A 24,831-nucleotide genomic window follows, 5' to 3' on the forward strand; every position below is an offset into this window, starting at 1 on the left:
AGTCGGGGAACACCGGGTTGGGCTGGTGAACCTGGTAGAGCGGGATGCGGTCGACGCCCGCCGGCGCGCGCTGGCGACGCAATCGCTGGTGTTCGCGTTCCTGTCCCCGCCCGTCGGCGCGATCCTCGGGCACCTGGCGCTCGCTCGGATCCGGCGCACCGGCGAGCCGGGCCGCAACCGCGCGGTGGCCGGGGTGGCGCTGTCGTATGCGTTGGTCGCGCTGTTGGTCATCGCCCTGGCCGGGGGCGGCGCGACCGGCGGTGGCGCCGGCGGCACGCGGCCGAGCGGATCGTAGCTGAACGGGCCGTACCCGAGCGGATCCTGAGGATGCAACGCGGCGGCCTCCTCCTTAGCGTGCGACCCTGCCGCGAATGTAGTCGCTCGGGTCCCAACTGCAAACGGAACCGAAAACGGGCAGTTCCTACAAGTCGAAGTTTGAGGAATTCGGCACCGGGTACGCGCGCGTTGTGGGTTTTGTCGTCGGGTCGTGGCCGGAAAATTGGCACCGCAGCCGGCTGTTTCGGGTGCTGTCCCTCGGCGGCTACGTCGCCTTCGACTTGCCCAGGGTGGTAACGGGTTTGGGTGCCGCCCTGCTCGCCGGCATCGCCGCGACGCACGGCTACCTGATGTATTCGATGGCGACCCAGGACGCGCTGCCGGCGGCCTTCGTGGGCTACGCCGTCGCGGTCATCGCCGCTTGCCTGCTGGTCGCCGCCGGCATGGGAGTGGGTCGCAATCCCGCTGTGGCACAAGCGAGTTGGTATTTCGGCAGCCTGCTGTCGGTCGTCGTTCTCGGCGTGGACGTCGCCACGCGGATCACCAGCCTGCCCGGCCTGACCGCCGTCACCGGGCGGTGGGACGTCGCCCCGGCGACCTTTGCGCTCGCCTTCGCCGGCGCCTACATCGGCGTGCACGCGTCGGTGCTGCTGGGCATCAATGTGGCCCATCCGCGCCGGCAGCAATGGGAGGACTGACCGGGCGGCGCAGATGACAGAAATCGTGCTCGACTACCCCGCATGGCTGCGCATCGACCACTGGCTCAACGTCCTTTTCCTGACGTTGTTGCTGCGCAGCGGCATCGAGATCCTGTCCACCCACCCCAAGCTGTACTGGCGTGAGGACAGCAAGCCCGGCACCGAGTGGGCGCGCTTCACCACCAAGACGATGCCGACCGACAAGCTGTACGACACCCTCGACGAGGAAGAGGACTACAGCTCGCTGGTGGCGCTGCCCGGTCACAAGAAGCTCGGCATGGGCCGCCACTGGCACTTCATCTCGGTGATCGGTTGGGTGCTGGTCGGGCTCTCGTACTACGTCCTGCTGTTCGCCACGGGCCAATGGCACCGGTACTGGCCCCGGTCGTGGGCGACCTTCGTCGAAGCCGGCAACGACATCGTGACCTACACGACGTTCAACCTGCCCCCGCTGCTGCCCGACGAACCGCTCGACGCCATCCAGAAACTGACCTACGCGGGCGTCATCTTCGTGCTGGCACCGTTTCAGATCCTCACCGGCGCCGCGCAGTCCCCGGCGATCGAGGCCCGCTTCCCCTGGTTCGTAAGGCTGTGGGGCGGGCGGCAATCGGCGCGCAGCCTGCACTTCCTCGGGCTGGTCGCGTTCGTGGTTTTCATCGCGATACACGTGTCGATGGTCTTCTTCTGGGGCTGGGGTCAGCTCAACGCCTCGATGATCTTCGGCTCGGTCCGCAACGTCACGCTTGCGACCGTGTGGTCCTTCGTGATCCTCGGCGCGATCGTCGCCGTCCACGTCGCGGCCACGGTGTGGAGCCTGCGCCGGCCGGTCCAGGTCCGCCGCATCCTCGGCGCCGTCATCACGCGCGCCCGGCTGATCCTGCTGCGCCCGCTGGACTCGCGACAGGACTACCCCGAACGGATGCTGTCGGAAGAACACCGCGTCAACGGCAAGCCGCCGTGTTCGGCGGAGTACAAGGTGATGGCGGTGCACAACTTCGTCGACTGGCGGCTGCGGGTCGGGGGGCTGGTCGAGGAGCCGGTGACGTTGGACCTGGCCGCCCTGCGCGCGCTGGCCGAGCCGAAAAGCCAACGCGTCCTGCACAACTGCGTGCAGGGCTGGTCGAGCATCGGCGAGTGGAAGGGCCTCCCGCTGGCGGCGCTGGTGGAACTGGTGCGCCCGCTGCCCCAGGCCCGGTTCGTGTGCTTCCTGACCATGCAGGACACCGGCCGCGACGAACCGAGCGCCGAGGGGGAGGGGCAGTTCTACGAGGTGATGGATCTCGAACTGGCCTACAAACCGCAAACCATCCTGGCGTACGAGATGAACGGAGAACCGTTGCCCATCAAGCACGGTGCGCCGCTGCGGCTGCGGGTGGAGACCCAGGTCGGCTTCAAGATGGCCAAATGGATCAACCAGATCGAATTCATCGACGACCACCGCGGCATCGGCCACGGCCTGGGCGGCTGGCGAGAGGACAACGTCCACTACGACAAGGACGTGGAGATCTGACATGCGTGACGACGACACCCTGGTGCGCCCTGAGCTGATCGCGCTGTATCCGGCGGCCCGCGAACGGGTGTGGGCGCACATCGCGGCCAAGGGTGGGTACTGCGAGTGCTGCGGGGCGAAGGACTTCGACGTTGGTGACGCCCTGTATCTCGGCTTCCTGTTCCTCGATGAGGATTCCGACGCCTACCTGGTCGCACTGACCTGTCGCAACCCGGATTGCGCGAAGCCGCGGACCGGAATCGTGTTGTCGGAGAAGGATTTTCTCACCGACGGGGACGGAAGCGTTTCGCCGAGGGGGGCGGCCGGTCGGTGAAGTCGGGCGCTGCGAGCCGGAACCGGTCGATCAGGTGCGACAGCGTGCGCAGTTCGTCGCGCAAGGCGCGAAATCGGCGCTCGTCCGCCTCGTCGAGCCGGCCCAGTGAGCTGTAGTGCACCAGCCGCCGCAGCCGGCCGGCCAGCACGGTGCCCCACCGGATGCTGAAGTCGTAGCGCTGGCCCTCGCTGATCGCCTCGGCGTCGTCCTGTTTGGCAAGTTCCCTGAGCGCCTTGATCTGTTCGGTGATCAACTCGACGTCGTTGTCGATGTCGATCGCCTCGCGGGTGCGATCATGTGTTGCGCTCATCGGTTTCTCCTAGCCCTCGCGGACGCTCACAGATGTGGCTTGGCGACGCTGACCACATACGGGTTGTCGGCCAGCGTCAGATAGACACGGTGGGGTCCGATGGCCATGCCCGAGAGGCCGGCCGATCGGGCGGCGCCGGCGGGCAGGTGGGAGCGGTAGTCGATGACGCGGATCACCGGGATCTTGCGGTCCGGGAAGCCGGTGAAGCTGTCGGTCTCGAGGACCACCACCTCGCGGTCGGTGGCCGCGTAGATGCGGGTGTCGTCGGTGCCCAATTCGCGTATCGGCGAGGGCAACTGGGCGCTGGCCAGCAGCTCCATCCCTCTGCCGCCACGGCGCGAATCGACGGCGTACAGCGTGTTGCTGTCGTGCCCGGCCACATAGTTGCGGGCGTCCGCTGCGCCGTCGCCCGCCGACACCGCGACGTCCAGGCCGAGCGCGCCCCGTTGCCGCGGCGGCGACGAAAAACCCTCGTAATAGCGGATTCCCGAGGCGCCGTAGAGGTGGTAGTCGATCTTTCGCCCGCGGTTGGCGCCGTCGATGCTGTCCGCCGGGTCGTCGGTGACCGGCGCGGTGGGCAGCTTGCGGAAGCCGTATTGGTCCACCGGCGTCACCGCGGTTCCGTCGGCAGACAGGGCGAGCAATATCCGCATTCCGCCGTCCTCGGCGAGGTAGGCAGGATGCGGCCCGGCGTCGAAATCGTTGACCTGGCGCAGGCTGCCCAGGTCGACGGAGGCGACCTTGCCGCGGTCGGGTTGCGGCACGAACACTACCCCGTCGTCCTTCTGGCTGATCTGCAGGTTGCGTCCCACCGCCAGGGGCGCCGACAGCCGCGTCGTGGCGTCGTCGGGGCGGGCACCCCCGGACACCTCGGCCAGCCGGTGGTCGTCGGTGATGGCGACCAGCGCGTGCGTCCGGTACGACCAGACCGGCTGGCGCAGCGGCGCGCGGACGGACCACACCAGCACCCCGGGCGCGCTCTCCAGGGTCGATCCGGACGTCGCACAGCCCGCCGCGACCGTCACGGCGCTGACGGCGCCCACGAGCCCCGAACGCCAACCCATGATCGAAGAAATACCCGCTCGACGCGCCGCCACACGTGCCGGTTTGGTGGCCGGGCGGGTCGGGTAGCCGCAACAGGAGCGCGCAACAGCCCGCGCGCCACCGGAAGCCAAAAGACTTGAATGGGAGGGACATCATGGCGCAGCACGCCATCAAGTCGCCCACCGATGTGGTCGACTTTCTTGTCAGTCAGCACGAGCAGATCAAGTCCCTGTTCGCCGACACGCTGTCGGCCGGCGGGAAGGAGCGGGAGAAGGCGTTCGTCGAACTTCGGCGGATGCTTGCCGTGCACGAGACCGCCGAAGAGGAAATCGTTCACCCGCGGGCCAAGCGGAAGCTCGGCAACGGTGCCGCGGTGGTCGGCAAGCGGTTGGAAGAGGAGCACGAGGCCAAGACGGTCCTGCAGAAGCTGGAGAAGCTCGACGTCGACAGCGAGGAGTTCACCCGCCAGCTGACCGAGCTCCGCGACGCGGTCATCGACCATGCCGAGCACGAGGAGTCCGACGAGTTCGCCAAGCTGGGCGAGGAATTGAGCGACGAGGAGCTGGCGAGGATGGGGCGCGCCGCCAAGCTTGCCGAGGCGATCGCGCCCACCCGGCCGCACGCGGGCGTGGAGTCCCAGGCGGCCAACCTGGCCGCCGGGCCGTTCGCCGCGATGCTGGACCGGGCCCGCGACGCCATCGTCGGGAAGGGCTGAGGAGGCCGTTTCCCGCCCGCTGCGTAGGAGTATGTCCATAGCCGCCACCAAGATCAGCGCCGCGCGGTACCTGCCCGAGGATCGCGGCCTCGTGGCGCTGAAAGCCGCGGCCGGCCGGTGCCACGGCTGCCCGCTGTATGCCGATGCGACGCAAACGGTTTTCGGCCACGGCCACCCGGGGGCGCCGATCATGCTGGTGGGCGAGCAGCCGGGGGATCAGGAGGACCGCGCCGGCCTGCCCTTCGTCGGCCCCGCGGGACGGTTGCTGGCGCGGGGGCTCGACGATGCCGGGATCGACCCGACGCTGACGTACCAGACCAATGCCGTCAAGCATTTCAAGTTCACCCGCAAGGGCGGCAAGCGGCGGATACACCAGAAACCCAGCCGCACCGAGGTCGTTGCGTGCCGGCCGTGGCTGATCGCCGAGATCGAGGCGGTGCGGCCGCAGGTGATCGTCTGCCTCGGCGCGACAGCCGCGCAATCGCTTCTCGGAGCGGCGTTTCGGGTGTCCGCCGAGCGTGGCCACGTCATCCCGTTCCCCACCACCGTCGACGTCCGGCTGGACCCGGAGCCGATCGTGATGGCGACCGTGCATCCCTCGGCCGTGCTGCGCGACCGCAGCGATTCCCGCGACGAGGCTTACCGGCTATTCGTCGACGACCTGCGCGGCGCCCGCAACGCCTACGCGCATTGAGCCGCGCGGCCCTTTGCCCTCAGCTCTTCTTGTGCGGCAAGAACTCCTGCGCCTTGGTCTTCAGCCCCACCTTGACGAAGCCGACCCGGTCCTCGTCGCCGGAAAGCACCGCGGTGGTGGCCGCCTTGAACTGGTCCCAGGTGGCGTGCGGGGGAATCGGGGGCATGTTCGGGTCGGTGTAGATGTCGAGCACGGTCGGACGGTCCGCCGACAGCGCGTTGCGCCACGCGTCGCCGAGTTCCTCGGGGTCCTTGATGGCCATCGCGCCCAGGCCGAGGCTGGCCGCGAACCCGGCGAAGTCGACGTCGGGAAGGTTCTGCGACTCCGCGAATTTCGGCGAGCCGGCCATCGCGCGCATCTCCCAGGTGACCTGGTTCAGGTCGTTGTTGTGCAGGATCGCCACGATCAGCCGGGGGTCACCCCACTCGCGCCAGTAGTGCTTGATCGTGATCAGCTCGGCCATGCCGTTCATCTGCATCGCGCCGTCGCCGACGAACGCGATGACCGGCCGGCGCGGGTGGCCGAACTTGGCGCCGATCGCGTAGGGGACGCCGGGCCCCATGGTCGCCAGCGTGCCCGACAGCGAGCCCCGCATGTTGCCGCGGAACTTCAGTTGGCGCGCGTACCAGTTGGCCGACGACCCCGAATCGGCGGTGACGATGGCGTCTTCGGGCAGCAGGCGGGACAGCTCGGAGAACGGCCGCATGGGGTTGATCGGGTCGGCGCTGACCTTCGCCTCCATGTCCATGGTTTCCCACCAGCGCGCCACATTGGCCTCGACGGTGTCGCGCCAACCGCGGTCCTCCTTCCGGCGCAGGTGCGGGATCAGGGCCCGCAGCGCGGCCTTCGCGTCGGCGACCAGGTTCACCTCGTACGGGTACCGCATGCCGATGAAGCGGCCGTCGACGTCGATCTGCACGGCGCGGGCCTGCCCGAACTCGGGCAGGAACTGGGTGTAGGGGAAGCTGGAGCCGACCGTGAGCAGGGTGTCGCAGTCGCGCATCAGTTCGTAGCTGGGCCGGGTGCCCAGCAGGCCGATAGACCCGGTGACCCAGGGCAATTCGTCGCTCAACACGTCCTTGCCCAGCAGCGCCTTGGCGGCGCCGGCCCCGAGCAGGTCGGCGACCTCGCTCAGCTCCTCGGAAGCTCCGGCCGCGCCGTTGCCGACCAGCATCGCGACCTTCTTGCCCGCGTTGAGCACGTCGGCCGCGCGCCGGATCGCCGCGTCGTCGGGGGAGACGGCCGGCCACTCGATGCCCAGGCTCGACGGCACCATCTTGAACGCGTGCGTGGGCGGCGAGTACTCCAGCTCCTGCACGTCGGAGGGGATGATGATCGCCGTGGGTGCGCGCTGGGCCAGGGCCACCCGAATCGCGCGGTCCAGCACGTTGGGCAATTGCTCTGGGACAGTGACCATTTGGACGTAGTCGCTGGCGACGTCCTTGAACAGGCTCAGCAGGTCGACCTCTTGCTGGTACGAGCCGCCCATGGCGCTGCGGTTGGTCTGCCCGACGATCGCCACCACCGGGACGTGGTCGAGCTTGGCGTCGTAGAGCCCGTTGAGCAGGTGGATGGCGCCGGGGCCGGACGTGGCCATGCAGACCCCGACGCGGTTGGTGAACTTGGCGTAGCCCACCGCCTCGAAGGCGCTCATCTCCTCGTGCCGCGACTGGATGAACATGGGCTTGTTGTCGGCGCGCCCGAAGGCGGCGAGGATCCCGTTGATGCCGTCGCCGGGGAACGCGAACACGTGCTCGACTCCCCACGCCCGCAACCGCTCGAGCAGGTAGTCCGAGACCTCTTGTTTCGACATTGATTGCCCTCCTAGTCATTGGGGTGTCGCCGGGCGCGCAGGATCTCGACGGCATTGGCGTATTCGCCGCGCCCAACCAGACCCCGGATCGCCATGGGTTCGACTTTCCGGGCAGCATCCGAGCAGCGCTGTGGCGCGTGCCTCGGCGCACAGGTTCCCGCATACCCGCATTCGTGATCGTTATTCCTGCGACGCGCGCCAAGTTTGGCCGTCCCGCCACGACAACGCCGAGCCGATCGTCGGGCTCGGCCCATCACACCACTTGACTCACGCGCTCCTGGGCAGCGCGGACAAGCTGGATGCGTTGTGGCCCTTGGCCACTCGGCGAATCAGCATGCGGGTCGCCTTCTCCAGGATTTCCTGCGCGGCGTCGGGTCGACGGGCGCGTTCGGCCCGACGCGCCGCCGCTTCGATGGTCAGGCCCTGCTCGTAACCGGCGACGACGCGCGGGTCCACGTACGAGCCCCGGGCCACCGCCGGCGTGTTGCCGAGTTCCTCGGCGACCTCCTTCATGACGGCGGACTCGACCCGCTTGATCACCCGCTGCGAGACGGGCGGGTCCGCGTCGGCTAACGCCGCGGCGGCCAGCACGGTGCCGTGCCAGGTCCGCAAATCCTTCACCGTGTACTCGGCGCCGACCATCTCCTTGAACCGGGCGTTCAGGTCGTCGGAGCGGATGTCGACCCAGCCGGAGTCATTGCGGCACACCAGCAGGCGGTCGGTGCGCTGCGGGCGCCGCATCAACGCCCGCACCGCCCGGACGATTTCGGCGTCCTCGATCTCCACGGTGCGCCGAACCCCGCTCTTGGCCGGGAAGTCGAACGCGACCGCGCGGCGGCGCACCGTCACGTGGCTGCACAGCAACGTGGCCAGCCCGTAAGACTCGTTTTCCTCGGCGTACTGCTCGCCGCCGGCGCGAAAGTAGCCGCGGTCGAGCAGGCGCAGCGCGACCGCGAGCACGCGTTCGCGGGTCAAGCCGCGCCGCGACAGGTCTTTTGCGATGCGCGCCCGCCACAGCGGCAACTGCACCGACAACTGAAGGACGCGGTCGAATTTCTCCTCGGCGCGCTCCTGCTGCCATGCGCTGTGGTAGAGATACTGGCGGCGTCCCGCCGCGTCGGTGCCGACCGCCTGGATGTGGCCGTTGGGCTGCGGCGAGATCCACACCCTTTTCCACGCGGGCGGAATGACGAGATCCTTGATGCGCGCCAGGGTGTCGGGGTCGGACACCCGGTTGCCCGCGGGGTCGTAGTAGGCGAAGCCCTTGCCCCGGCGTTTGCGGGTGATCCCCGGCTTGCCGAGATCGCTGCGACGCAGCCGCATGGTTGCCTCCATACCCATTGGCTGACTGGACAATTACCCGCGGCCGGCCAGCGCGAAACGGCCCGCCACGGCGGTGTGGCGGGCCGTTCCCGGCGCGATCAGCCGGCCATGAACTCCTGGTAGGCCGACTCCAGCGTCGGCGGCAGGGCCGTGACGTTGCACTGCCGTTCGGTGTCGCCGATCGGCGCCAGGATGCCGCGCAGGTCGTAGTACTGCTGCGGGTGCGCGGTGAAGTAGCCGCGCAGGCTGGACGCGGCCTCGGGCCGGGGCTGGCCCAGCGCGGCCGTGACCGCCTGGTTGGCGTCCGGATGGGCGGCCAGGTACTGCTGCGCCGCGCCCTGCGCCGAGGAGACGGTGGAGTTCACACCGCCCGGGCTGCAGTCGGGTGCTGCGGCGGCCGACGGTGCGCCGACGATGCCCATGGTCAGTCCCCCGAGCAGGAAGCCCGCGCTGACGCCGGCGACTCGCCGGCGCGCGACGATACTGCTGATTTTCATGATCAGTGTTGTCCTTCGAAATTGATCAATTGATTCCAGAGAGGCTCCCGATCCTCGAAATCCAAAGTAGCGGAGGCGAACAGTGGCTTTGTCGGCCCAAACGGCAAGCCCGCGCCCCGCACCGCCGAATGCGGCCACCGGGCGGGGTTTTTGCTAAGCGGACAACCACATTCGGGCGCCAATGCTGAGAATTCTTAAAGAACGGCACCGGCTCTTAAGCAATCGTGATCCGGATCGTGACGAAACCGTGACCTTGATTGCGGTCGAAGCGGGCGGCTACGGCGCCTTGCGCTGTGGTTCCCCCTGGCGGGCCAGGCCGGCGAGGAACCGACGGCGCGCGCGGATGAAGTCGTGGGTGTTCTGCAGGGCCTCGGGAACCGAATCGACCACCGGCAAGCCGTGGTCGGTGACCACGCGGGTCAGCCGGCCCAGGGCCGCACCGCGGACGACGTTGTTGTGCAGTTGGGCTGCCCGGTGCTCCTCGTTGAGGAGGAGCAGCGCACGCAGGCCGGCGCTGCCCAGGAAATCCAGCCCACTGAGATCGAGGACCAGCGGCGCGTTGAGCCGCGCGAAGCGGCGCACCACCTCGGCGACGAGGTCGGCGTTGGCGGCGTCGATCTCGCCGTCGATGCGCAGGACGGTGGCCACGCTGCGCGCGTGCACGTGCACCCGCGCCCCCGCGCAATCGATCACGTAGCGATTGCGCGGTTCCCCGCAGCAGTGGGGTTTGGGTTCCGGTGAAGAAGTCATCTGATAGCGCCCCTCAAATTTGGTGAGCAGGGCGAGCGACTGCGCTGTCCTACACGCCGCTCGTGATTGCGGCAGCTGTGGATTCAACTGAGCACGAGCCTAGCCGCCCCGGCAGCCGCCGGCATGGCGAACACGAATACGGCAGGCGTCGCCACCGCCAAATCTTCCCGGTCCGGCCGCCACTCAGGTCTTGGACAGGTCGCGCAGCCGCCTCGTGCTCGCCACGGCGCCGTCGCCGTCGGCCGAAACGCCGTCCGCGGCGCCCGGGGCCAGGGTATGCAGCCAGGTGTCGACGTCGGGGCCGACGACCACCGCGCCGTCGGAGGGCAGCAGCGCCCCGGTCCCGAGCGCGCCGAGCCCGGGCGGCACGGCGCGCACGCGACGGTTGTCGCCCTGCTGCGCCAGCAGTTTCGACGTCAGCTCCGGCAGGTGGACGGCCTGCGGGCCGGTGATGGTGCGCGGCGGATGCGTCTGACCCAGGGCCGCCTCGACGAGCACATCGGCGACGGTGTCGGCGGCGATGGGCTGGATCAGCCAGTCCTCGACCACCACCTCGCCGTCGCGCGAGCTCACCGCGACGGGGTTCGTGGCGAACTCGTACCACTGGGTGGACTTCACGATCGTCGCCGGAACCGTGCTGTCGAGAACGATGGCCTTCGCCTCCCGTTTCGCCTCGTAGTACGGAAAGCCGTCGAACACCGGGTCTTCCACGTTGGCAACCGTCGACACGACCAGTCGCCGGATGTCCCGCGCGGCGCACGCAGCCACGACGTTGCGGGCGGCGGTGGCCACCGTCCGCATGATGTCGGACCGCTCGGACAGCGGATTGCAGACGTCGATCACGACGTCCGCCCCCTCCAGCGCCTCGAACAATCCCCGCCCGGACACCACGTCGACGCCGTGCCGGCGGGAGATCTCGACCACCGCGACGTCGCGGGCCTTCAGCCTGGCGACGACGCGCGATCCGGCCGTGCCGGTCGCCCCGATGACAGCGATGGTGCTCAGTGACGCCACCCCCTTCCTGGTCGACGGCTGTAACTACCCGGGAATTGGGTTTTCAAACATGACTTTCGCGCGGCGGAGCGCGCTCGTGATCATGCGCACACGATCGGCGCCGCGGTGTTTGGCCGCGCGCCGGGCGGGAAGCCGGTAAATGCGAATCAAGACGTAACCACCGAAAGAGAGGTCGACCCATGGGGGATGACAAGAGCGGACCGCAGGAAGCCGTCAAGGGCGCCGTCGAGGGCGTCAAGGGCAAAGTCAAGGAGTTCGGCGGGACCGTCACCGGCCGCGACGACCTGGTCGAGGAAGGCCAGGCTCAGCAGGACAAGGCCGACGCCCAGCGCGACGCGGGCAAGAAGGAAGCCGAAGCGGAGTCGGCGCGCGCCGGCGCGAAGGCCGCCGAAGAGCGCCAGAAGGAAAACCAGTAAGTCGATACCAACAGGGGGTCCGGTCCGCATGTCGGGCCGGACCCCCTATTTTGATGGTTTCAAACCGGCGCCCCGGGCTATTCGGCAAGAACCGGCCGCCGGTGGTGGGAGAGGGAAGAGATGGGCCTGCGCAACGGGTTTTCGAGCATCGTTGCGTTTCTGCGCGCGGGTTACCCGGACCACGCGCCCGCCGTCGGCTACGCGCCGCTGTTGGCGTTGTTGCCGCGGCGGATCGGCGACGACGAGGTCGCGGTGATCGCGAGCGCGTTGATCGGGCACCCGCCTCGAACCATCGACGTAGCCATCGACAGTGCCATTGACAAAGCCATCGACAATGCCGATGTCGGCGTGGCGATCACCCGGATCACCGACGAGATGCCCTCGTGTGAGGACATCGATCGGGTTCAGCAGCGGCTCGACGCGATCGGCCGGGCCGGCGGGTAGGCGCGGAGCTCACACCCGTTCCAGGTCGACGGCCAGCGGCCGGTGATCGGAGATCGGCATCGCGTCGGACTGCACGGCGCCGCCGCGCAGCCCCGGGTCGTCCGTCAGGATGTGGTCGAGCTGGCGGTGGGGGGTTTCCGCGGGAAAAGTCCGGGCGACGGCCAGCGCCCGCATGCCCGACCAGCGGCGCACCGCGTCGGGCGTCATGTTGAGGTCGCCCGTCAGCAGCCGGGGGCCCGGGAAGCCGCGCAGGTCGTGTATCAGCCGGCGTAGCTGGCGCCGGTTCCAGCCCGGCACGAACGACAGATGCGTGTTGGCCACCGTCAGCCCGCCCCACGGGGTGTGCAGCTGCGCGATGACCGCCGCTCGCGGTTCCTCGTCGACGATCATCACCCGGTTCGGCCCCGGCAGGTACATGGGAAACCGCATCGGAATTCGTGGCAACCGCACGACCTGCCAGCTGGCGGCCGGAAACCGTGACAGCAGCGCGATTCCGTAGGCGGCGGTCCCGGGTTGTTCATGGCCGGTGGCGGCCATCCAGGTCGCTCCCGGCGTGCCCGAGATCGCGGCCACGAACCGATGCTCCACCGCTCCCATCGCCTCGGCCGCCACCGCGGTGAGATCCGCGAGGGAAGACCGCGGTTGGTCACAGTCGACTTCCTGCAGCGAGAGCACGTCGGGATCCAGGCGGCGCACGCAGTCCGCCAGGCGCGCAGGGTGCACCCCGTTCCCGACGGTGCGGCCGTGCAAGATGTTGAACGTCGCTACGCGCATAGGTGTTTCGATACCCACTCTCGGGGAGTGCACTCGGCGGCTGGTCTTTTGCGGCGACCCGCCGCGCCCGGCTGTGCCGCGCTTGCGATCGCCGCGGGGCCGATGGCGGCGACCCGCCGCGCCCGGCTGCGCCGCGCTTGCGATCGCCGCGGGGCCGATGGCGGCGACCCGCCGCGCCCGGCTAGCGGAACACCACCTCTCCCACCGCGAGCAGCCGCTGCAGCACGAACGCCGGCAACACGGGCGGGGTGCCCCCGCCGCCCGGCTCGAGTTGGCTGCGAAAACACTGGGCCGCAAGGCGTTTGCGATCGAGCGTCCAGCCGGGCAGGCGTGCGGAAAGTGCCCGGTCCCAGGGCACCGCGGGGTCGGCGGGGCTGGCCCAGTGCCACATCCACACCGGGTATTCCAGCAGCGCGGCGCCGGTGCGCTCGCAGGCGTCGGCGGCCGCGCGCCCGACGGCTTCGTGGTCGGGGTGCCCGTCGCCGCGCCAGGTGGCGGCGCACCACGTCCCCGGCGCGGTGTCGCCGAGGATTCCCGTGAGCAGGTCGGCGATGACGTCCTCGTGGTCGTCCAGTTCGCCGTCGGGCAGCCCCAGCGACACCGGCGCCGCGATGCCCAAAATTGCTGCCGCCCTTCGTGATTCATACCGCCGGGTGATTTCCGCGCGCGCCCGCTCGCGTGCCGTCGTGCCGGGGCGCGCTGCGCCGCCGTCGCTGACCGTGATCACCCGGACATCGACGCCCGCCGCGGCCAGCTGCGCGATCGTCGCGCCGAGGCCGAGCGTCTCGTCGTCGGGGTGGGGCGCCACGACGATCAGCCCCGGGCAGGCGCTCAGGTCGAGTGTGGGCGGCGGTCGTCCGTCGAGGGCGGCCAGCCAAACCGGGACCGGGGTGCCGCCGCGGGTCAGCGGTTTGGCCGCGAACTTGGCGAGGTTGCTCGGGGGCAGGGTCCTCAGGGAGCGGACCGGGCGCTCGATGGTGGTCATTGCGTGCGCCCGACGAGCCTGCCGAGCTCCGCCAGATCGCGCTCCGCGTGGCTTTGCCGGATGTAGATGGTCAGGTCGGCGACCCGCTGAGCGTGCCGGCCGTCCTGACACAGCGGACCGGGCCCGAGGGCGCGCCCGGTGCGCGTAATGGCCTCGTCGGCCGCGTGTTCCACCACCGTGCGGGCGCGACGGGCCAGCAGTTGGGCGGTGTCGGAGCGGTCGAAGGGGTCCGAGTCGATCTGCATCGCCGCGGCCGCCAGGATCGCGTCCCCCGCGGCGAGCGCGGCGTCCACGGCGCCCAGGTGGGCCAGCGAATACGCGTCCGCCGATTTGCTTGTGGCGCAGCGATACAGCGGCTCGGCGACCCTGCGCGCGCCGCCCAGCCAGCACGCGGCCACGCCGATCGCGGCGTGCCAGAATCCCGGCCGATTCACGTAGTCGTCGGGATCGCCGACGGCGACGGCCTGGGCGTTGGTGAACTGCACCGCCCTGGTGTCGCTGCCGGCCATCCCGACGTTCCACCACGTGGTCGGCAACGCCTTGACGGCAGGTTCGGTGACCGCCACCGCGAACAGGCCGCGCCGTCCGTCGTCGAGCCGGGCCGTCACCAGCGCGTGGGTGCAGAAGCCCGCGCCTGAGCACCACACCTTGGTGCCGTTGAGCACGACCGCGCCGCCGCTGACTGTGGTGGCGATCAACGTGGCGTCAGGCGACTCGGTCGACCACACCCCCCACAGCTGGTCCGAATCGGGCGGCTTGCCGCCCAGCTCGTGCAGGATCGCGACGGCGTCGACGTGGGACTCGGCGATGCGGGCCGCCACGATGTCGTCCTCGGCCAGCCGGGCGAGACGCTGCCACCGTTCGGGGGTGCGCCCCGAGGCGGGCAACGGCAACTCGAGTCGCCCCGACTCCAGCCAGTGCTTGACCAATCCCGCCGTCACGCGTTATCACCCGCCGCCGATCTCTCGCGGGCATGGCGAGCGCGAAATACGGGGGCTGACATAACTTGAAGATTTGCCAATCTGGCCGCCGCTTAAACGGATGACGAAAAACGCCGCACCGGTGCCGGCCAGGTTGCACGATCCGGGGGCGGGGTATGACCTATGCACGATGACACCCACCGAGACGCCCACCGAAACCCCCGTAGCCCGCGCGCACCTGCGAGAAGCGTTGCGCAGCGCGGCCTCCGCGCTCAAGGAGAACGGGCCGAGTTTCGCGTTGGCAGGCAGCTATGCGCTGTGGGCCTTCGGCGCGCCCGAACCCAGCCACGACGTCGATCTGGTGGTGGCCGAGTCCGACGTGGCCGGGGCCGAGGCCACCCTCGCCGATGCCGGATTCGCCATCGAGCATCCCCCGGAGGACTGGCTGTTCAAGGCGCGCAACGGCGATACGGTGGTCGACATCCTGCACCGCATCAACGGCGAACGGGTGGGACCGTCGACGCTGCAGCGCGCCGAGCAGCGCGATGTGCTGGCGATCGCGATGCCGGTGCTCCCGCCCACCATGGTGGTTATCCAGAAGCTGCGTTCCCTCAACGAACATCACTGCGACTTCGCGAGGCTGCTGCCGGCCGTGCGGGCGGTGCGCGAACGGCTGGACTGGGAGCAGATCAGGGCCCAGACCGCCGACAACGATTACGCGGTCGCATTTCTGGTGTTGGCCGACCGGCTCGGCCTGACCCGCTGAGCGGGCGGATCAGTGGTTGCGCAGCTTGGCGACCAGCTTGTCCTTCGTCAGGCTCGAATAGCCCGACATGCCAAGCTCTTTGGCCTTCTTCCTCAGCTGCGGAACCGTCCAGTCCGCATATGAACCGGACTTCCCGCCCTTGCGGCTGACCGACGACTTGCCGCGGCCGGCCGCCGCGTTGGAGATCCGCGCGGCCTTTTCTTTGGAGTCGCCCTTTTTGCGGAGATCCTGATACATCTTTTCGTTCTTGATCGACGAACGTGGCATGATTCCTCCTCCTTTGTGAAACCCGGTGTTAGGCGGGTACCGGGTCCGTTTGGCGTTCCCAGCAGCGGTGGCGGGCCAGCGCGGCGGCGAAATCCGCGGCGAACGCGTCGGGGAACTCGTCGGCGGCCGCGGTCGTGGTCACCACCGACCGATCGCTGACGACGTCGGTGGCCGGTTCGCTGTCGGAGGCGAGGCGGGCGTCGATGTGCGCGGCGCGCAACAGCTTGATCCCGGCACCGTACGCGCCGATCGGTTTGAGGTGTTTGTAGGCCTCGACCACGAAGTGCACGGCGTAGCCGTCGCGCGAGAGCGTCTCCACCGAATCAGGCCCGCACGCCACCACCACGGCGTCGTAGAGCACCGACGCCATCGTCGTAAACGCCCGGTCGACGGCGAGTTCGCCGCCGGAACCGCCGCGCAGGGTGCCGCCGGCGACCGGCGCCAGCACCTCGACCACCGCGCCGCGCTGCCGCATCAGCTCGGTGAAGCGTTGCGTACCAACGACGTCCACACCGTCGGCGGCGAGCACGGCGATCTTGCGCGTGGCGATGCCGTCGCTCACGCCGACCTGGGACAGCGCCGGCGAGGTGGCCACCGCGCCGTCGGCCGCTTCGTCGGGCGGCTCGGGGAGGCCGAGCTTCGCCGCCACCCGCGCGGCCAGATCATGATCGACGCGGGCCAGCTGGGCCACCACCGCCGAGCGGATGTCGGGCACCTCCACCTTGCCGAGCTCGAAGGCGAACGCGGCGACGATGTGTTCGGCCTCGACCGGCGACATGCTCTTGAAGAACATCCGCGCCTGGCTGTAGTGGTTCTGGAAGGACTTGGCACGCTTGCGCATCGCGGCGCCGTCCACCCGTTGCGTGTAATGGCGGAACACGTCGTGGTCGGCCAGCGCGGGACAGCCGCCGCCGACAGTGTTCTTGGAGTAGCTGGACCGGCCCTGCGGGATGGCGTGCTGGGAGTAGCCGTCCCGCTGGTTGTTGCGGACGTCGGCGACCGGACGGTTCACCGGCAGCTGCGCGAAGTTGGGGCCGCCCAGGCGGATCAACTGCGTGTCGAGGTAGGAGAAGTTGCGGAACTGCAGCAGCGGGTCGTTGGTGAAGTCGATGCCCGGCACCACGTTCGCGGTGTGAAACGCCACCTGCTCGGTCTCGGCGAAGAAGTTGTCGGGGTTGCGGTTGAGCACCATCTTGCCCACCGGTCGGACCGGAACCTGTTCCTCCGGAATGAGTTTCGTGGCGTCGAGCAGGTCGAAGTCGAACGCGAACTCGTCGGCCTCGGGCACCAGCTGCACCCCGAGCTCCCACTCGGGATACTGGCCGGACTCGATGGCCTCCCACAGGTCGCGCCGGTTGTAATCGGGGTCCTTCCCGGCGACCTTCTGGCACTCGTCCCAGATCAGCGAATGCACACCCAGGCGCGGCTTCCAGTGGAACTTGACGAAAGTGCCCTCGCCGCGGTCGTTTACCAGGCGGAAGGTGTGCACGCCGAAACCCTGCATCATCCGGTAGCTGCGCGGCAGCGCGCGGTCGGACATCAGCCACATGATGGTGTGCAGCGTCTCGGGCTGCAGCGCGACGAAGTCCCACAGCGTGTCGTGGGCCGACTGGGCTTGCGGAATCTCGTTGTGCGGCTCCGGCTTTACCGCGTGGACGAAGTCGGGGAACTTGATGCCGTCCTGGATGAAGAACACCGGGAAGTTGTTGCCGACCAGGTCGTAATTGCCCTGCTCGGTGTAGAACTTGGTGGCGAACCCGCGCACGTCGCGGACGGTGTCGGCCGAGCCGCGGGAGCCGGCCACGGTCGAGAACCGCACGAACACCGGGGTCCTGGTGCCCGGCGTGGTCAGGAATTTCGCCGCCGTGTACTCGGCCAGCCAGTCGTCGTACGGCTCGAAGAAGCCGTACGCGCCGGCCCCCCGCGCGTGCACCACCCGCTCCGGGATGCGCTCGTGGTCGAAGTGGGTGATCTTTTCGCGGGCGTGGAAGTCGTCCAGCAGCGTGGGTCCCCGCTCCCCGGCGGTCAGCGCATCGTCGGTGTGGTCGACCCGAACCCCCTGCTGGGTGGTCAGGTACCCGGTGTCGCCGGGGACCCGCGCTGGCTCGAGGTCGCGCTGCTTCGGATCGGACGTGTGGTCGGTGTCCATGGCGTTCGGTTACCACGGCTCACCCGCGGTAAACAGGGCCGATCGGTCCCTATCCACCGGACTCCCGGTTACGTAGGCTTGATGCGGGTAGCCGAGGGTGGTGAGTGACGCGACCAGCGAAATGGGCGATGTAAGCGACGGCCTGCGCGGAGTGGTCGCGATAGGGGCCTCGGCGGGCGGTGTTGACGCGCTGTCACGGTTGGCCGCCGGCTTGTCGGTGGATGTGCCATACGCCTACCTCGTCGTGCTGCATGTGCCCGCCGGTGCGCCGAGCGTACTGGCGCGAATCATTAATCGCAGCGGTCCGCTGCCGGCGGTCGCCGCCGAGGACGGCGACAGCCTTGAGCCCGGCCGTATCTACGTCAGCCGCCCGGACCGTCACCTGTTGGTCGCCGACCACCATATAGTGCTGTCGGAGGGGCCGACCGAGAACGGGCACCGGCCCGCCATCAACGCACTGTTCCGCTCGGTCGCCCTGGCGTTCGGGCCCCGCGCGATCGGCGTGTTGCTCTCGGGCGTGCTCGACGACGGCGTGCAGGGCTTGGCCGCGATCCGCTCGCGCGGCGGCACCACCATCGGCCAGTCACCGCAAGACGCGCTGTTCCCGGCGCTGCCCGCCAACGCACAACACGCCGGCGTGGTCGATCGCCAGGCGGCGGCGGCCGACATCGGTGCGATCCTCAAAGAGTTGTCCCAGGAAGAATTCGAGGACCCGGTCATGGAACCCGACGTGGCGCTGGACCTGGAGAACCGTATCGCCATGAGGTCGCGGTTCGCGATCGACTTCGACACCCAAGATCTGGGTGCGCCTTCGGGATACACGTGCCCCGACTGCAACGGCTCGCTGACCTCGATCACCGACGGCCACTTTCGCTGCCGCGTCGGCCACGCCTGGACGGCCGATGCATTGCTGGCGGCGCGGGACGCCGAGATCGAGGGCGCCCTATGGGTCGCGCTGCGCAGCCTGCAGGAGAAGGCCAAACTGGCGCGGCAATCGGCCGAAAGGGCCGGTCCCGGGCTGCTGTCGCGGCACTACAACATGCTGGCCGAGGAAAGCGAACGGGCTCTGAGCGTGCTTAGCGACCGCCTGGCGGCCAATGCCCCGGACGGCGGTGATGCCGGTGGATGAGCGGCGGTCGGCGGTCCGGATCGACGCGGCGCCCCACCGGGACGTGCCGATTCTCGCGATGGACGGGGTGCTGGACAGCAACACCTATCGGACGATCCGCGACACCGTGATCAAGGCCGCCCTCGACGAGCCGCGGGCGGTCATCGTCGACGTCAACGGCCTGTCGGCGCCGTCCGCGTCGGCCTGGACGGTGTTCACCAGCGCGCGCTGGCACGTGAGCACCTGGCCCGACGTCCCGATCCTGCTGGTGTGCGCGCGACCGCAGGTGCGAAGGGCGATCGCCGCCGGCGGCGTGACCCGGTACGTCCCCGTTCATCCCAACCTCGAGCTGGCGCTGGATGCCCTGCGGGACGAGCCGTTACCGGTGCGCCGGAGGGCCCGCAGCGAGCTTCCCGCCACCCGGGTGGCCGTCGGCCTGGCCCGCGCCATGATCACCGACTGGCTCACCCAGTGGGACATCGCCGACCTGGTTCCGGTCGCCGCTACGGTGGGCACCGTCTTCGTCGAAAACGTCCTCGACCACACCCAGAGCGCCCCGGTGCTGATCGTCGAGAGCTATCGCGACACCGTCACGGTCGCGGTCGAGGATTGCAGCGAGCACCTGCCGGGCCGGCACGAAGACGCCTACCGCGGTGCCGAGATCGTCTCCGGGCTGGCCATCGTGTCCGCGCTGTGCCGGGCGTGGGGGGCCACCCCGACGTCGTCGGGCAAGACGGTGTGGGCACTGGTCGGTCGCGAGAACCAGCTGTAACCCTGCGAGTAGTGTTCGAATCCTTCGCCGAACGCGCATTCGAACGGGACGCTGATGGACGCTGCCACTGACGAGGCCTTCGAGGCCTTGTTGCGCTATATGCGGGATTCCCGCGGCTTCGACTTCACGGGCTACAAGCGCACCTCGCTGATGCGCCGGGTCCGGCACCGCATGGATCAGGCCGGCTACAGCACCTTCGAGGAGTACCTCGACGTTCTGCAGGCCAGCTCGGAAGAATTCGCGGCGCTGTTCAACACCATCCTCATCAACGTCACCGCATTCTTCCGCGACCCGGAGGCGTGGGAGTTCATCGCCGCCGAGGTCATTCCGCGGATGCTGGCCGAGCGGGGGCCCACCGACCCGATCCGGGTCTGGAGCGCAGGATGCGCCTCGGGGCAGGAGGCCTACACGCTGGCCATGTTGCTGGCCGAGGCGCTGGGCCCCGACGCGTTCCGCCAGCGGGTCAAGATCTACGCCACGGACATCGACGAGGAGGCGCTGACCGAGGCGCGCGCGGCGTCGTATGACGCCAAGGCCGTCGAGTCGGTGCCGGCGGACCTGCTGGCCCGCTATTTCGAACAGGTCAACGGCCGCTACGTGTTCCACAAGGATCTGCGCCGAGCGGTCATCTTCGGCCGCAACGACCTGGTCAAGGACGCGCCGATCTCGCGCGTCGACCTGCTGGTGTGCCGCAACACCCTGATGTACCTCAATGCCGAGACGCAGCGAAACGTGGTGGGGCGCTTGCATTTCGCGCTCGCGCCCCAGGGCACGCTGTTCCTCGGGCACGCCGAGATGCTACTGAGCCACAGCGACCGCTTCGCTCCGCTGAACCTCAAGAACCGGATTTTCCGCAAGGTCGCCGGCATCCAGGCCGCCGTCGACCGCTACGACCCGGCCGCGGCCTTCTACGACCGCCACGCCGACCTGCCGGGCCTGACCACCGTGCGCGACTTGGCCTTTCGCGCCAGCCCGGTCGCCCAGATCGTGATCACCGGCGAGGACACCGTCGCGATGATCAACCAGCAGGCGGAGAGCATCTTCGGCCTGTCGGCCCGCGACATCGGCAGGCTCCTGCGCGACCTCGAGGTGTCCTACCGCCCGGTCGAGCTGCGCGCCTACCTCGAGCAGGCCAAGGTGGAGCGGCGCTCGACGCGGATCCCGGACGTCAAATGGCAGCGACCCGGCGCCGAGACGGTGTGGTTCGAGATCCATGTCAACCCGCTCGTCGACGCCGAGAACGGCCTGCTCGGCGTGTCGATCGTGTTCTTCGACGTCACCGCGACGCGCGCGCTGCTCGACAAGGTCGTCCAGACCAACCGCCAGCTCGAGGCGGCCTACGAGGAACTGCAATCCACCAACGAGGAACTCGAGACCACCAACGAGGAACTGCAGTCCACGGTCGAGGAGCTCGAGACCACCAACGAGGAGCTGCAGTCCACCAACGAAGAGCTCGAGACGATGAACGAGGAGCTGCAGTCCACCAACGACGAGCTGCACACCATCAACGACACGCTGCGCGAACGCAGCGTGGAACTGGACGACGCCAAGAACTTCCTGGATTCGCTGATCAACTCGGTTCAGCTGGGCATGGTGGTGGTGGACCGGGAAATGCGGGTCGTGGTGTGGAACCGCGGCTGCGAGGACCTGTGGGGGCTGCGGTCCGACGAGACGACGGGATCCCGCCTGACCGGACTGGACATCGGCCTGCCGCTGGACACCGTGCGGCCGCTGATCGGCAACGCGTTCGTCGACCCGGACAGCTCCGGGGAAACCGTGGTGGACGCGGTCAACCGGCGCGGGCGCCCGGCCCGGGTGCGGGTCGTGTGCACGTCGTTCCGTTCGGCCGACGGTACCGTCGGCGGGGCGCTGCTGCTGATGGAGGTCGTGGGCTAGCCGTATTGACGGTCATTGCCCCCAGCGTGCGGCTGCCTCCGACGCCGCCTGATGGGCGAGTTGCGCCCGGCGCAGCGACTCGTTGGCTCTGCGCTGCGCGACGGCCACGGTCTGCGCCGTGGCGCCGATCCCTTCGGACAGATCTTGGCGCCTGCGCTTGAGCTCGGCCGCGCGCTGCCGGGCCAATTCGGCGCGGGCGGCCGCGCTGTTGGGCGCGGTGCGCCCGTCGGCCGCCGGTTCCGCCTCCGCGGCGCTCGGTTGGTCGCCGTGGGTCTCGGGCGGGCGCTGTGCCGAGGGCCTGGGCGCCGCGCCGGCGACGATCTCTGCCAGGGCGTGCCCGATCTCGTGCACCGGCAACACCAGATCGGCGCCGGCACGCATCGCCGCCAGCGGCATCGACGGGTACTGGGCGGTCTCCTGGCTCTGGGCGATGACGATGGCGCCGGCCCGCCTCATCGCGACGGTGCCGGTGGCGCCGTCGTGCCCGGAGCCCGACAGCACCACCGCCACGCTGCGCGCCCCGTACGACTTGGCCACCGACGCCAGCAGCAGGTCGAAGCGCCGCTCGACCAGCGCCGCCACCCCGCGCAGCCGACAGCGGCCGTCGTGCGTGAGTTCCAGGTGCATGCCCGGGGGACAAACCACCACCTGGCCCGGCACGACGGGCTGACCGTCCTGCGCCCAACTGACCCGATGGGCGGTTTGCCTGCCGAGGATGGTGGGGAGCACGCTGCTGAGGCCGCCGAGGTGCTGCTGCACGACGACGGCGGCGGGAAACTCGGCCGGCAGGTCGTGCAGGACGATGGACAACGCGTCCAGTCCGCCCGCCGACGCCAGCAGGACCACCAGCTCAACCGGCGGGCGCTCTGGTGCGGTCGTCATTTCCCCAGTGTCCTCCGGTGGGCGGCCGCTTCCCAAGGCGCCGGACGATCCGATATGCGAAACGTCGGGCCGTCCGACGAAGAGAAAGGGGGGCGGCGTTTCGCCGGCGGCGAGCCGGGTAGGCCGTGGGCCATGGTGAAGATCGCGATCGTCACCGGTGATGACCTGGTCGACGACGACCCCCAGCAGCTGTGCGCCGCGCTCGCGGCCCGGGGTCACGAGGCGACGGCCTACGTCCGGCAACAAGGGCGGCGACCCGCGAAGGTGGTCCGCGTGGGTCCCCGCGCGGTGGCTTCGGCAGCCGAGGTGTTGCCGTATGTCGGGGAGTGGGCGGAAACCCTCGAGCGGCTGTGGTCGGCGGATGCGCCCGAAGTGGTGCACGCCTACGGTTGGCTCGGCGGGTTGGCCGCTCAACTGGCCGCAAGCCGGCAGCGGCTGCCGACGGTGCAGACCTTCCTGGGGCTGGCGGCGACGTCACGTCCCGCTGATGGCCGCCGCGAGTGCGAGCGCGAACGCATCGAGCCGCTGTTGGCGCGGGGCGCGACGTGGGTGACCGCCGAGTGCACGGGCGACGTCGACGTGCTGTCCCGGGTGCGTCGGGGCCGGTCCCGGGTGTCGAGCCTGTGCGGCGGCGTCGACGTCGAGCGATTCAGTCCGGTCGGCCCGGCGGCCGCCCGCAACGGCCTGCATCGCATTCTCTGCCTGGCGCCTGACCCGTTGGAATGCAACGGTTTCGACATCGCCATCCGGGCTCTGCCCAGGGTGATGGGCGCCGAACTCGTGTTGGCCGAAACCGCCGCCGGTGGGCCCGGTCACGACCGTGCGCGGGCCGCGCTCGAACGTGTCGCGGCCGAGTCGGGCGTATCCGACCGGGTCCGGTTCGCCGGCAAGGTCGGCGCCGACGACCTGCCGGCGTTGCTGCGATCCGCCGACGTGGTCGTGTGCACGCCGCGGCGGCCACTGCGCGCGACGCCGGCGTTGCAGGCGATGGCCAGCGGGGTGGCGGTGGTCGCGCTGCCGGTCGGTGTCCTGAGCGACGCGGTCGTGGACGGGGTCACCGGGCAGCTGCTGTCGCGGCCCAGCCCCGCCGCGCTGGCGGAGGCCTTGAGAAGGCTGCTTGCCCAAAGCTTTCACTGCGAGAGCATGGGAGCGGCCGGTCGAAGCCGCGCGGTGTCCCGCTACACGTGGGACCGGATCGCGCTCGACTCACTGAACATCTACCGGCAGCTGGGGTCGCAACGTCGGCTGCCCGCGGAGTCTCAGTCGGCGGGCGTCCGGTGATGCGACCGTGACGCGACCCGGTGACCGCGGGGCGGGTCCCCGATGACGGCCGTCGCCGACAGCACGGCACCCGGCCTGGCCGTCGGGCTCGCCGGCGTACCGGACGCGATCCAGGTCGATCTGCGTCCCAACGTCCCGCCCGACCCGGGGTCGGCCCACAGCGGAGCCGCCGTGCGGTATGAGCAATTCCGCATCGTCGAGCCGGTAGCGACCCGCCGGTTCTATGCCGGCGCTTACACGCCGGGGTGGCGCGTCAGCGGCGTCACCGGCCGCTCCGCCGTCACGCACCGGCGCTCCGCGACAGCTTCGATGACCCTCGACGAGGTCTCGATCCAGGGCCGATTGACCTTCGAAGTCCCGCCCGCCGACACCGTTGTCGTGATCCAGCCCCGCGCGGGATCGTTGACCGTGACGGGGGGGCCGTTCCCGGACGTCGATTGCCCCATCCTGGTCGCGCACGGCATGTCGTGCGCGCTGCGGGTGAGTGGCGCGCGGTTCGACGTGGTGAGCGTCGGTGCGGACGCGCTGCACCGGGTCGCCGCGGACGGGCACGCCCCGCTGCCGCACCAGATCCGGTTCCTGAACTGGCGCCCACGCTCGCGCGGCGCGGTGCGCGCATGGCATCGGGCGCTGGATTACGCGACTGCGACGCTTGCCGCGCCGGATACCGCCCAGCAGCCGCTGATCGTTGCCGCACTGGCCCCGCTGCTGGCCGGGGCGCTGCTCGAGTGCTACCCCTCCACCGCCTCCGACCAGGGCCTGGCCGGCGACCCCACACTCCCGGAAGCGCTCAAGGAGTCGGTGGCCTATATCCACCGCCACGCAGCCGGCGAGGTGAGCATCAACGACATCGCGGCCGCGGTCCATCTGACGCCCAGGGCGGTGCAGTACCTCTTCCGGCGTCAGCTAGACACCACGCCAACCGAATACGTGCGTCGCGTCCGGCTGCAGCGCGCGCACGACGATCTCATCGCCGCCGAGCCGTCCGGCAGCACCGTCACCGAGATCGCCGCCAGGTGGGGGTTCGCGCACACCGGGCGATTCGCGGTGCTCTATCGGCAGACCTACGGCCAAAGCCCGCATACCACGTTGCGCGACTGACGCTACGTCAGCTGTTTGAGCGTGGCGTGGGGGCTTTGGCCGTAGGTCTGCCGATAGAGCACCGCGAACCGCCCGGTGTGCGCGAACCCCCACCTGGCGGCGATCTGGGTGAC

The 24,831-nt window shown here is 69.5% G+C and carries 28 protein-coding genes; 14 read left to right on the forward strand and 14 right to left on the reverse strand.

The features are described from left to right. The 4 genes from A5705_RS17010 to A5705_RS17025 all read left to right on the forward strand — a co-directional run. Window positions 1-295 (forward strand): DUF4190 domain-containing protein (locus tag A5705_RS17010; RefSeq protein WP_156763147.1); only part of this gene is annotated, 295 nt, incomplete at its 5' end. 172 nt (window positions 296-467) lie between these two features. Next, on the forward strand, window positions 468-974 hold the full coding sequence (locus A5705_RS17015) for an oxidoreductase (RefSeq protein ID WP_067883515.1): 507 nt from the start codon (window positions 468-470) through the stop codon (window positions 972-974). Window positions 975-987: 13 nt separating this feature from the next. Beyond that, entirely contained in the window at window positions 988-2,484 is a 1,497-nt protein-coding gene (locus A5705_RS17020; protein ID WP_068278750.1) for a molybdopterin-dependent oxidoreductase, read from the forward strand. A 1-nt stretch (window position 2,485) separates the two neighbouring features. Next, complete coding sequence (locus A5705_RS17025) at window positions 2,486-2,797, forward strand: hypothetical protein (RefSeq protein ID WP_067883513.1); 312 nt, start codon at window positions 2,486-2,488, stop codon at window positions 2,795-2,797. On the opposite strand, the gene A5705_RS17030 is transcribed toward A5705_RS17025, so the two are convergent. Continuing rightward, window positions 2,748-3,107, reverse strand: coding sequence for a hypothetical protein (locus tag A5705_RS17030; RefSeq protein ID WP_067883512.1), 360 nt, complete (start codon window positions 3,105-3,107; stop codon window positions 2,748-2,750). The genes A5705_RS17025 and A5705_RS17030 overlap by 50 nt on opposite strands. A 26-nt stretch (window positions 3,108-3,133) precedes the next feature. Beyond that, complete coding sequence (locus tag A5705_RS17035) at window positions 3,134-4,171, reverse strand: hypothetical protein (RefSeq protein ID WP_067883511.1); 1,038 nt, start codon at window positions 4,169-4,171, stop codon at window positions 3,134-3,136. A gap of 134 nt (window positions 4,172-4,305) precedes the next feature. Between A5705_RS17035 and A5705_RS17040 the strand changes: the two genes are divergently transcribed. After that, complete coding sequence (locus tag A5705_RS17040) at window positions 4,306-4,866, forward strand: hemerythrin domain-containing protein (protein ID WP_067883510.1); 561 nt, start codon at window positions 4,306-4,308, stop codon at window positions 4,864-4,866. 31 nt (window positions 4,867-4,897) lie between these two features. Further along, window positions 4,898-5,560 (forward strand): UdgX family uracil-DNA binding protein, encoded by a 663-nt coding sequence (locus A5705_RS17045; RefSeq protein ID WP_067883509.1) that lies wholly within the window; start codon window positions 4,898-4,900, stop codon window positions 5,558-5,560. A 19-nt stretch (window positions 5,561-5,579) separates the two neighbouring features. On the opposite strand, the gene A5705_RS17050 is transcribed toward A5705_RS17045, so the two are convergent. The 5 genes from A5705_RS17050 to A5705_RS17070 form a co-directional block, all read right to left on the reverse strand. Next, window positions 5,580-7,373, reverse strand: a complete 1,794-nt coding sequence (locus tag A5705_RS17050) for a thiamine pyrophosphate-requiring protein (RefSeq protein ID WP_068278752.1) — start codon at window positions 7,371-7,373, stop codon at window positions 5,580-5,582. Window positions 7,374-7,640: 267 nt separating this feature from the next. Next, the gene (locus A5705_RS17055) at window positions 7,641-8,696 is read right to left on the reverse strand and encodes a DNA topoisomerase IB (protein WP_068278760.1); all 1,056 of its coding nucleotides are present in this window, start codon (window positions 8,694-8,696) and stop codon (window positions 7,641-7,643) included. A 98-nt stretch (window positions 8,697-8,794) separates the two neighbouring features. Next, window positions 8,795-9,193: a heme-binding protein gene (locus A5705_RS17060; protein ID WP_068278754.1), complete on the reverse strand. Its 399-nt coding sequence runs from the start codon at window positions 9,191-9,193 to the stop codon at window positions 8,795-8,797. 276 nt (window positions 9,194-9,469) lie between these two features. Next, complete coding sequence (locus A5705_RS17065) at window positions 9,470-9,943, reverse strand: STAS domain-containing protein (RefSeq protein WP_082956521.1); 474 nt, start codon at window positions 9,941-9,943, stop codon at window positions 9,470-9,472. 183 nt (window positions 9,944-10,126) lie between these two features. Continuing rightward, window positions 10,127-10,957, reverse strand: a complete 831-nt coding sequence (locus tag A5705_RS17070; protein WP_067883505.1) for an SDR family oxidoreductase — start codon at window positions 10,955-10,957, stop codon at window positions 10,127-10,129. A gap of 179 nt (window positions 10,958-11,136) precedes the next feature. Between A5705_RS17070 and A5705_RS17075 the strand changes: the two genes are divergently transcribed. Further along, window positions 11,137-11,373, forward strand: a complete 237-nt coding sequence (locus tag A5705_RS17075; protein ID WP_067883504.1) for a general stress protein CsbD — start codon at window positions 11,137-11,139, stop codon at window positions 11,371-11,373. Window positions 11,374-11,493: 120 nt separating this feature from the next. Further along, on the forward strand, window positions 11,494-11,817 hold the full coding sequence (locus A5705_RS17080; protein WP_067883503.1) for a DUF3349 domain-containing protein: 324 nt from the start codon (window positions 11,494-11,496) through the stop codon (window positions 11,815-11,817). A gap of 9 nt (window positions 11,818-11,826) precedes the next feature. Here A5705_RS17080 and A5705_RS17085 read toward each other — a convergent pair whose 3' ends face one another. The 3 genes from A5705_RS17085 to A5705_RS17095 form a co-directional block, all read right to left on the reverse strand. After that, complete coding sequence (locus A5705_RS17085; protein ID WP_067883502.1) at window positions 11,827-12,591, reverse strand: endonuclease/exonuclease/phosphatase family protein; 765 nt, start codon at window positions 12,589-12,591, stop codon at window positions 11,827-11,829. Window positions 12,592-12,772: 181 nt separating this feature from the next. Next, window positions 12,773-13,546, reverse strand: coding sequence for a PIG-L deacetylase family protein (locus A5705_RS17090; RefSeq protein ID WP_068278763.1), 774 nt, complete (start codon window positions 13,544-13,546; stop codon window positions 12,773-12,775). Window positions 13,547-13,572: 26 nt separating this feature from the next. Continuing rightward, window positions 13,573-14,517: an acyl-CoA dehydrogenase family protein gene (locus tag A5705_RS17095; protein ID WP_067883501.1), complete on the reverse strand. Its 945-nt coding sequence runs from the start codon at window positions 14,515-14,517 to the stop codon at window positions 13,573-13,575. A 169-nt stretch (window positions 14,518-14,686) separates the two neighbouring features. Between A5705_RS17095 and A5705_RS17100 the strand changes: the two genes are divergently transcribed. Next, window positions 14,687-15,262 carry a nucleotidyltransferase gene (locus A5705_RS17100; protein ID WP_067883558.1) on the forward strand — a complete coding sequence of 192 codons (576 nt, stop codon included), beginning with the start codon at window positions 14,687-14,689 and terminating at the stop codon, window positions 15,260-15,262. 9 nt (window positions 15,263-15,271) lie between these two features. Here the strand turns inward: A5705_RS17100 and A5705_RS17105 are convergent, their stop codons facing one another. After that, window positions 15,272-15,529, reverse strand: a complete 258-nt coding sequence (locus A5705_RS17105) for a Rho termination factor N-terminal domain-containing protein (protein WP_067883500.1) — start codon at window positions 15,527-15,529, stop codon at window positions 15,272-15,274. A 28-nt stretch (window positions 15,530-15,557) separates the two neighbouring features. Continuing rightward, entirely contained in the window at window positions 15,558-17,678 is a 2,121-nt protein-coding gene (locus A5705_RS17110; protein ID WP_068278756.1) for a catalase, read from the reverse strand. A gap of 121 nt (window positions 17,679-17,799) precedes the next feature. Here A5705_RS17110 and A5705_RS17115 point away from each other — a divergent pair, with 121 nt between their 5' ends. The 3 genes from A5705_RS17115 to A5705_RS17125 are packed head-to-tail and all read left to right on the forward strand — an operon-like array spanning window position 17,800 to window position 21,454. Then, window positions 17,800-18,807, forward strand: a complete 1,008-nt coding sequence (locus A5705_RS17115) for a chemotaxis protein CheB (protein WP_067883556.1) — start codon at window positions 17,800-17,802, stop codon at window positions 18,805-18,807. Then, window positions 18,800-19,558 (forward strand): STAS domain-containing protein, encoded by a 759-nt coding sequence (locus A5705_RS17120; RefSeq protein ID WP_068278765.1) that lies wholly within the window; start codon window positions 18,800-18,802, stop codon window positions 19,556-19,558. Before A5705_RS17115 ends, A5705_RS17120 begins: the two co-directional genes overlap by 8 nt. A gap of 54 nt (window positions 19,559-19,612) precedes the next feature. Next, the gene (locus A5705_RS17125) at window positions 19,613-21,454 is read left to right on the forward strand and encodes a CheR family methyltransferase (protein ID WP_067883498.1); all 1,842 of its coding nucleotides are present in this window, start codon (window positions 19,613-19,615) and stop codon (window positions 21,452-21,454) included. Between the two features lie 12 nt (window positions 21,455-21,466). Here A5705_RS17125 and A5705_RS17130 read toward each other — a convergent pair whose 3' ends face one another. Continuing rightward, window positions 21,467-22,336 (reverse strand): chemotaxis protein CheB, encoded by an 870-nt coding sequence (locus A5705_RS17130; RefSeq protein WP_067883497.1) that lies wholly within the window; start codon window positions 22,334-22,336, stop codon window positions 21,467-21,469. Between the two features lie 135 nt (window positions 22,337-22,471). On the opposite strand from A5705_RS17130, the gene A5705_RS17135 reads away from it, so the two are divergent. Both A5705_RS17135 and A5705_RS17140 read left to right on the forward strand, forming a co-directional pair. Further along, window positions 22,472-23,617 carry a glycosyltransferase gene (locus A5705_RS17135; protein ID WP_067883555.1) on the forward strand — a complete coding sequence of 382 codons (1,146 nt, stop codon included), beginning with the start codon at window positions 22,472-22,474 and terminating at the stop codon, window positions 23,615-23,617. A 42-nt stretch (window positions 23,618-23,659) separates the two neighbouring features. Then, a complete protein-coding gene (locus A5705_RS17140; RefSeq protein WP_068278758.1) occupies window positions 23,660-24,718 on the forward strand; it encodes a helix-turn-helix transcriptional regulator in 1,059 nt (352 codons plus the stop codon). 2 nt (window positions 24,719-24,720) lie between these two features. Here the strand turns inward: A5705_RS17140 and A5705_RS27315 are convergent. Then, window positions 24,721-24,831 (reverse strand): AraC family transcriptional regulator (locus A5705_RS27315; RefSeq protein ID WP_156763149.1); only part of this gene is annotated, 111 nt, incomplete at its 5' end.

The organism is Mycobacterium sp. E787 (assembly GCF_001668725.1).
GTDB lineage: Bacteria > Actinomycetota > Actinomycetes > Mycobacteriales > Mycobacteriaceae > Mycobacterium.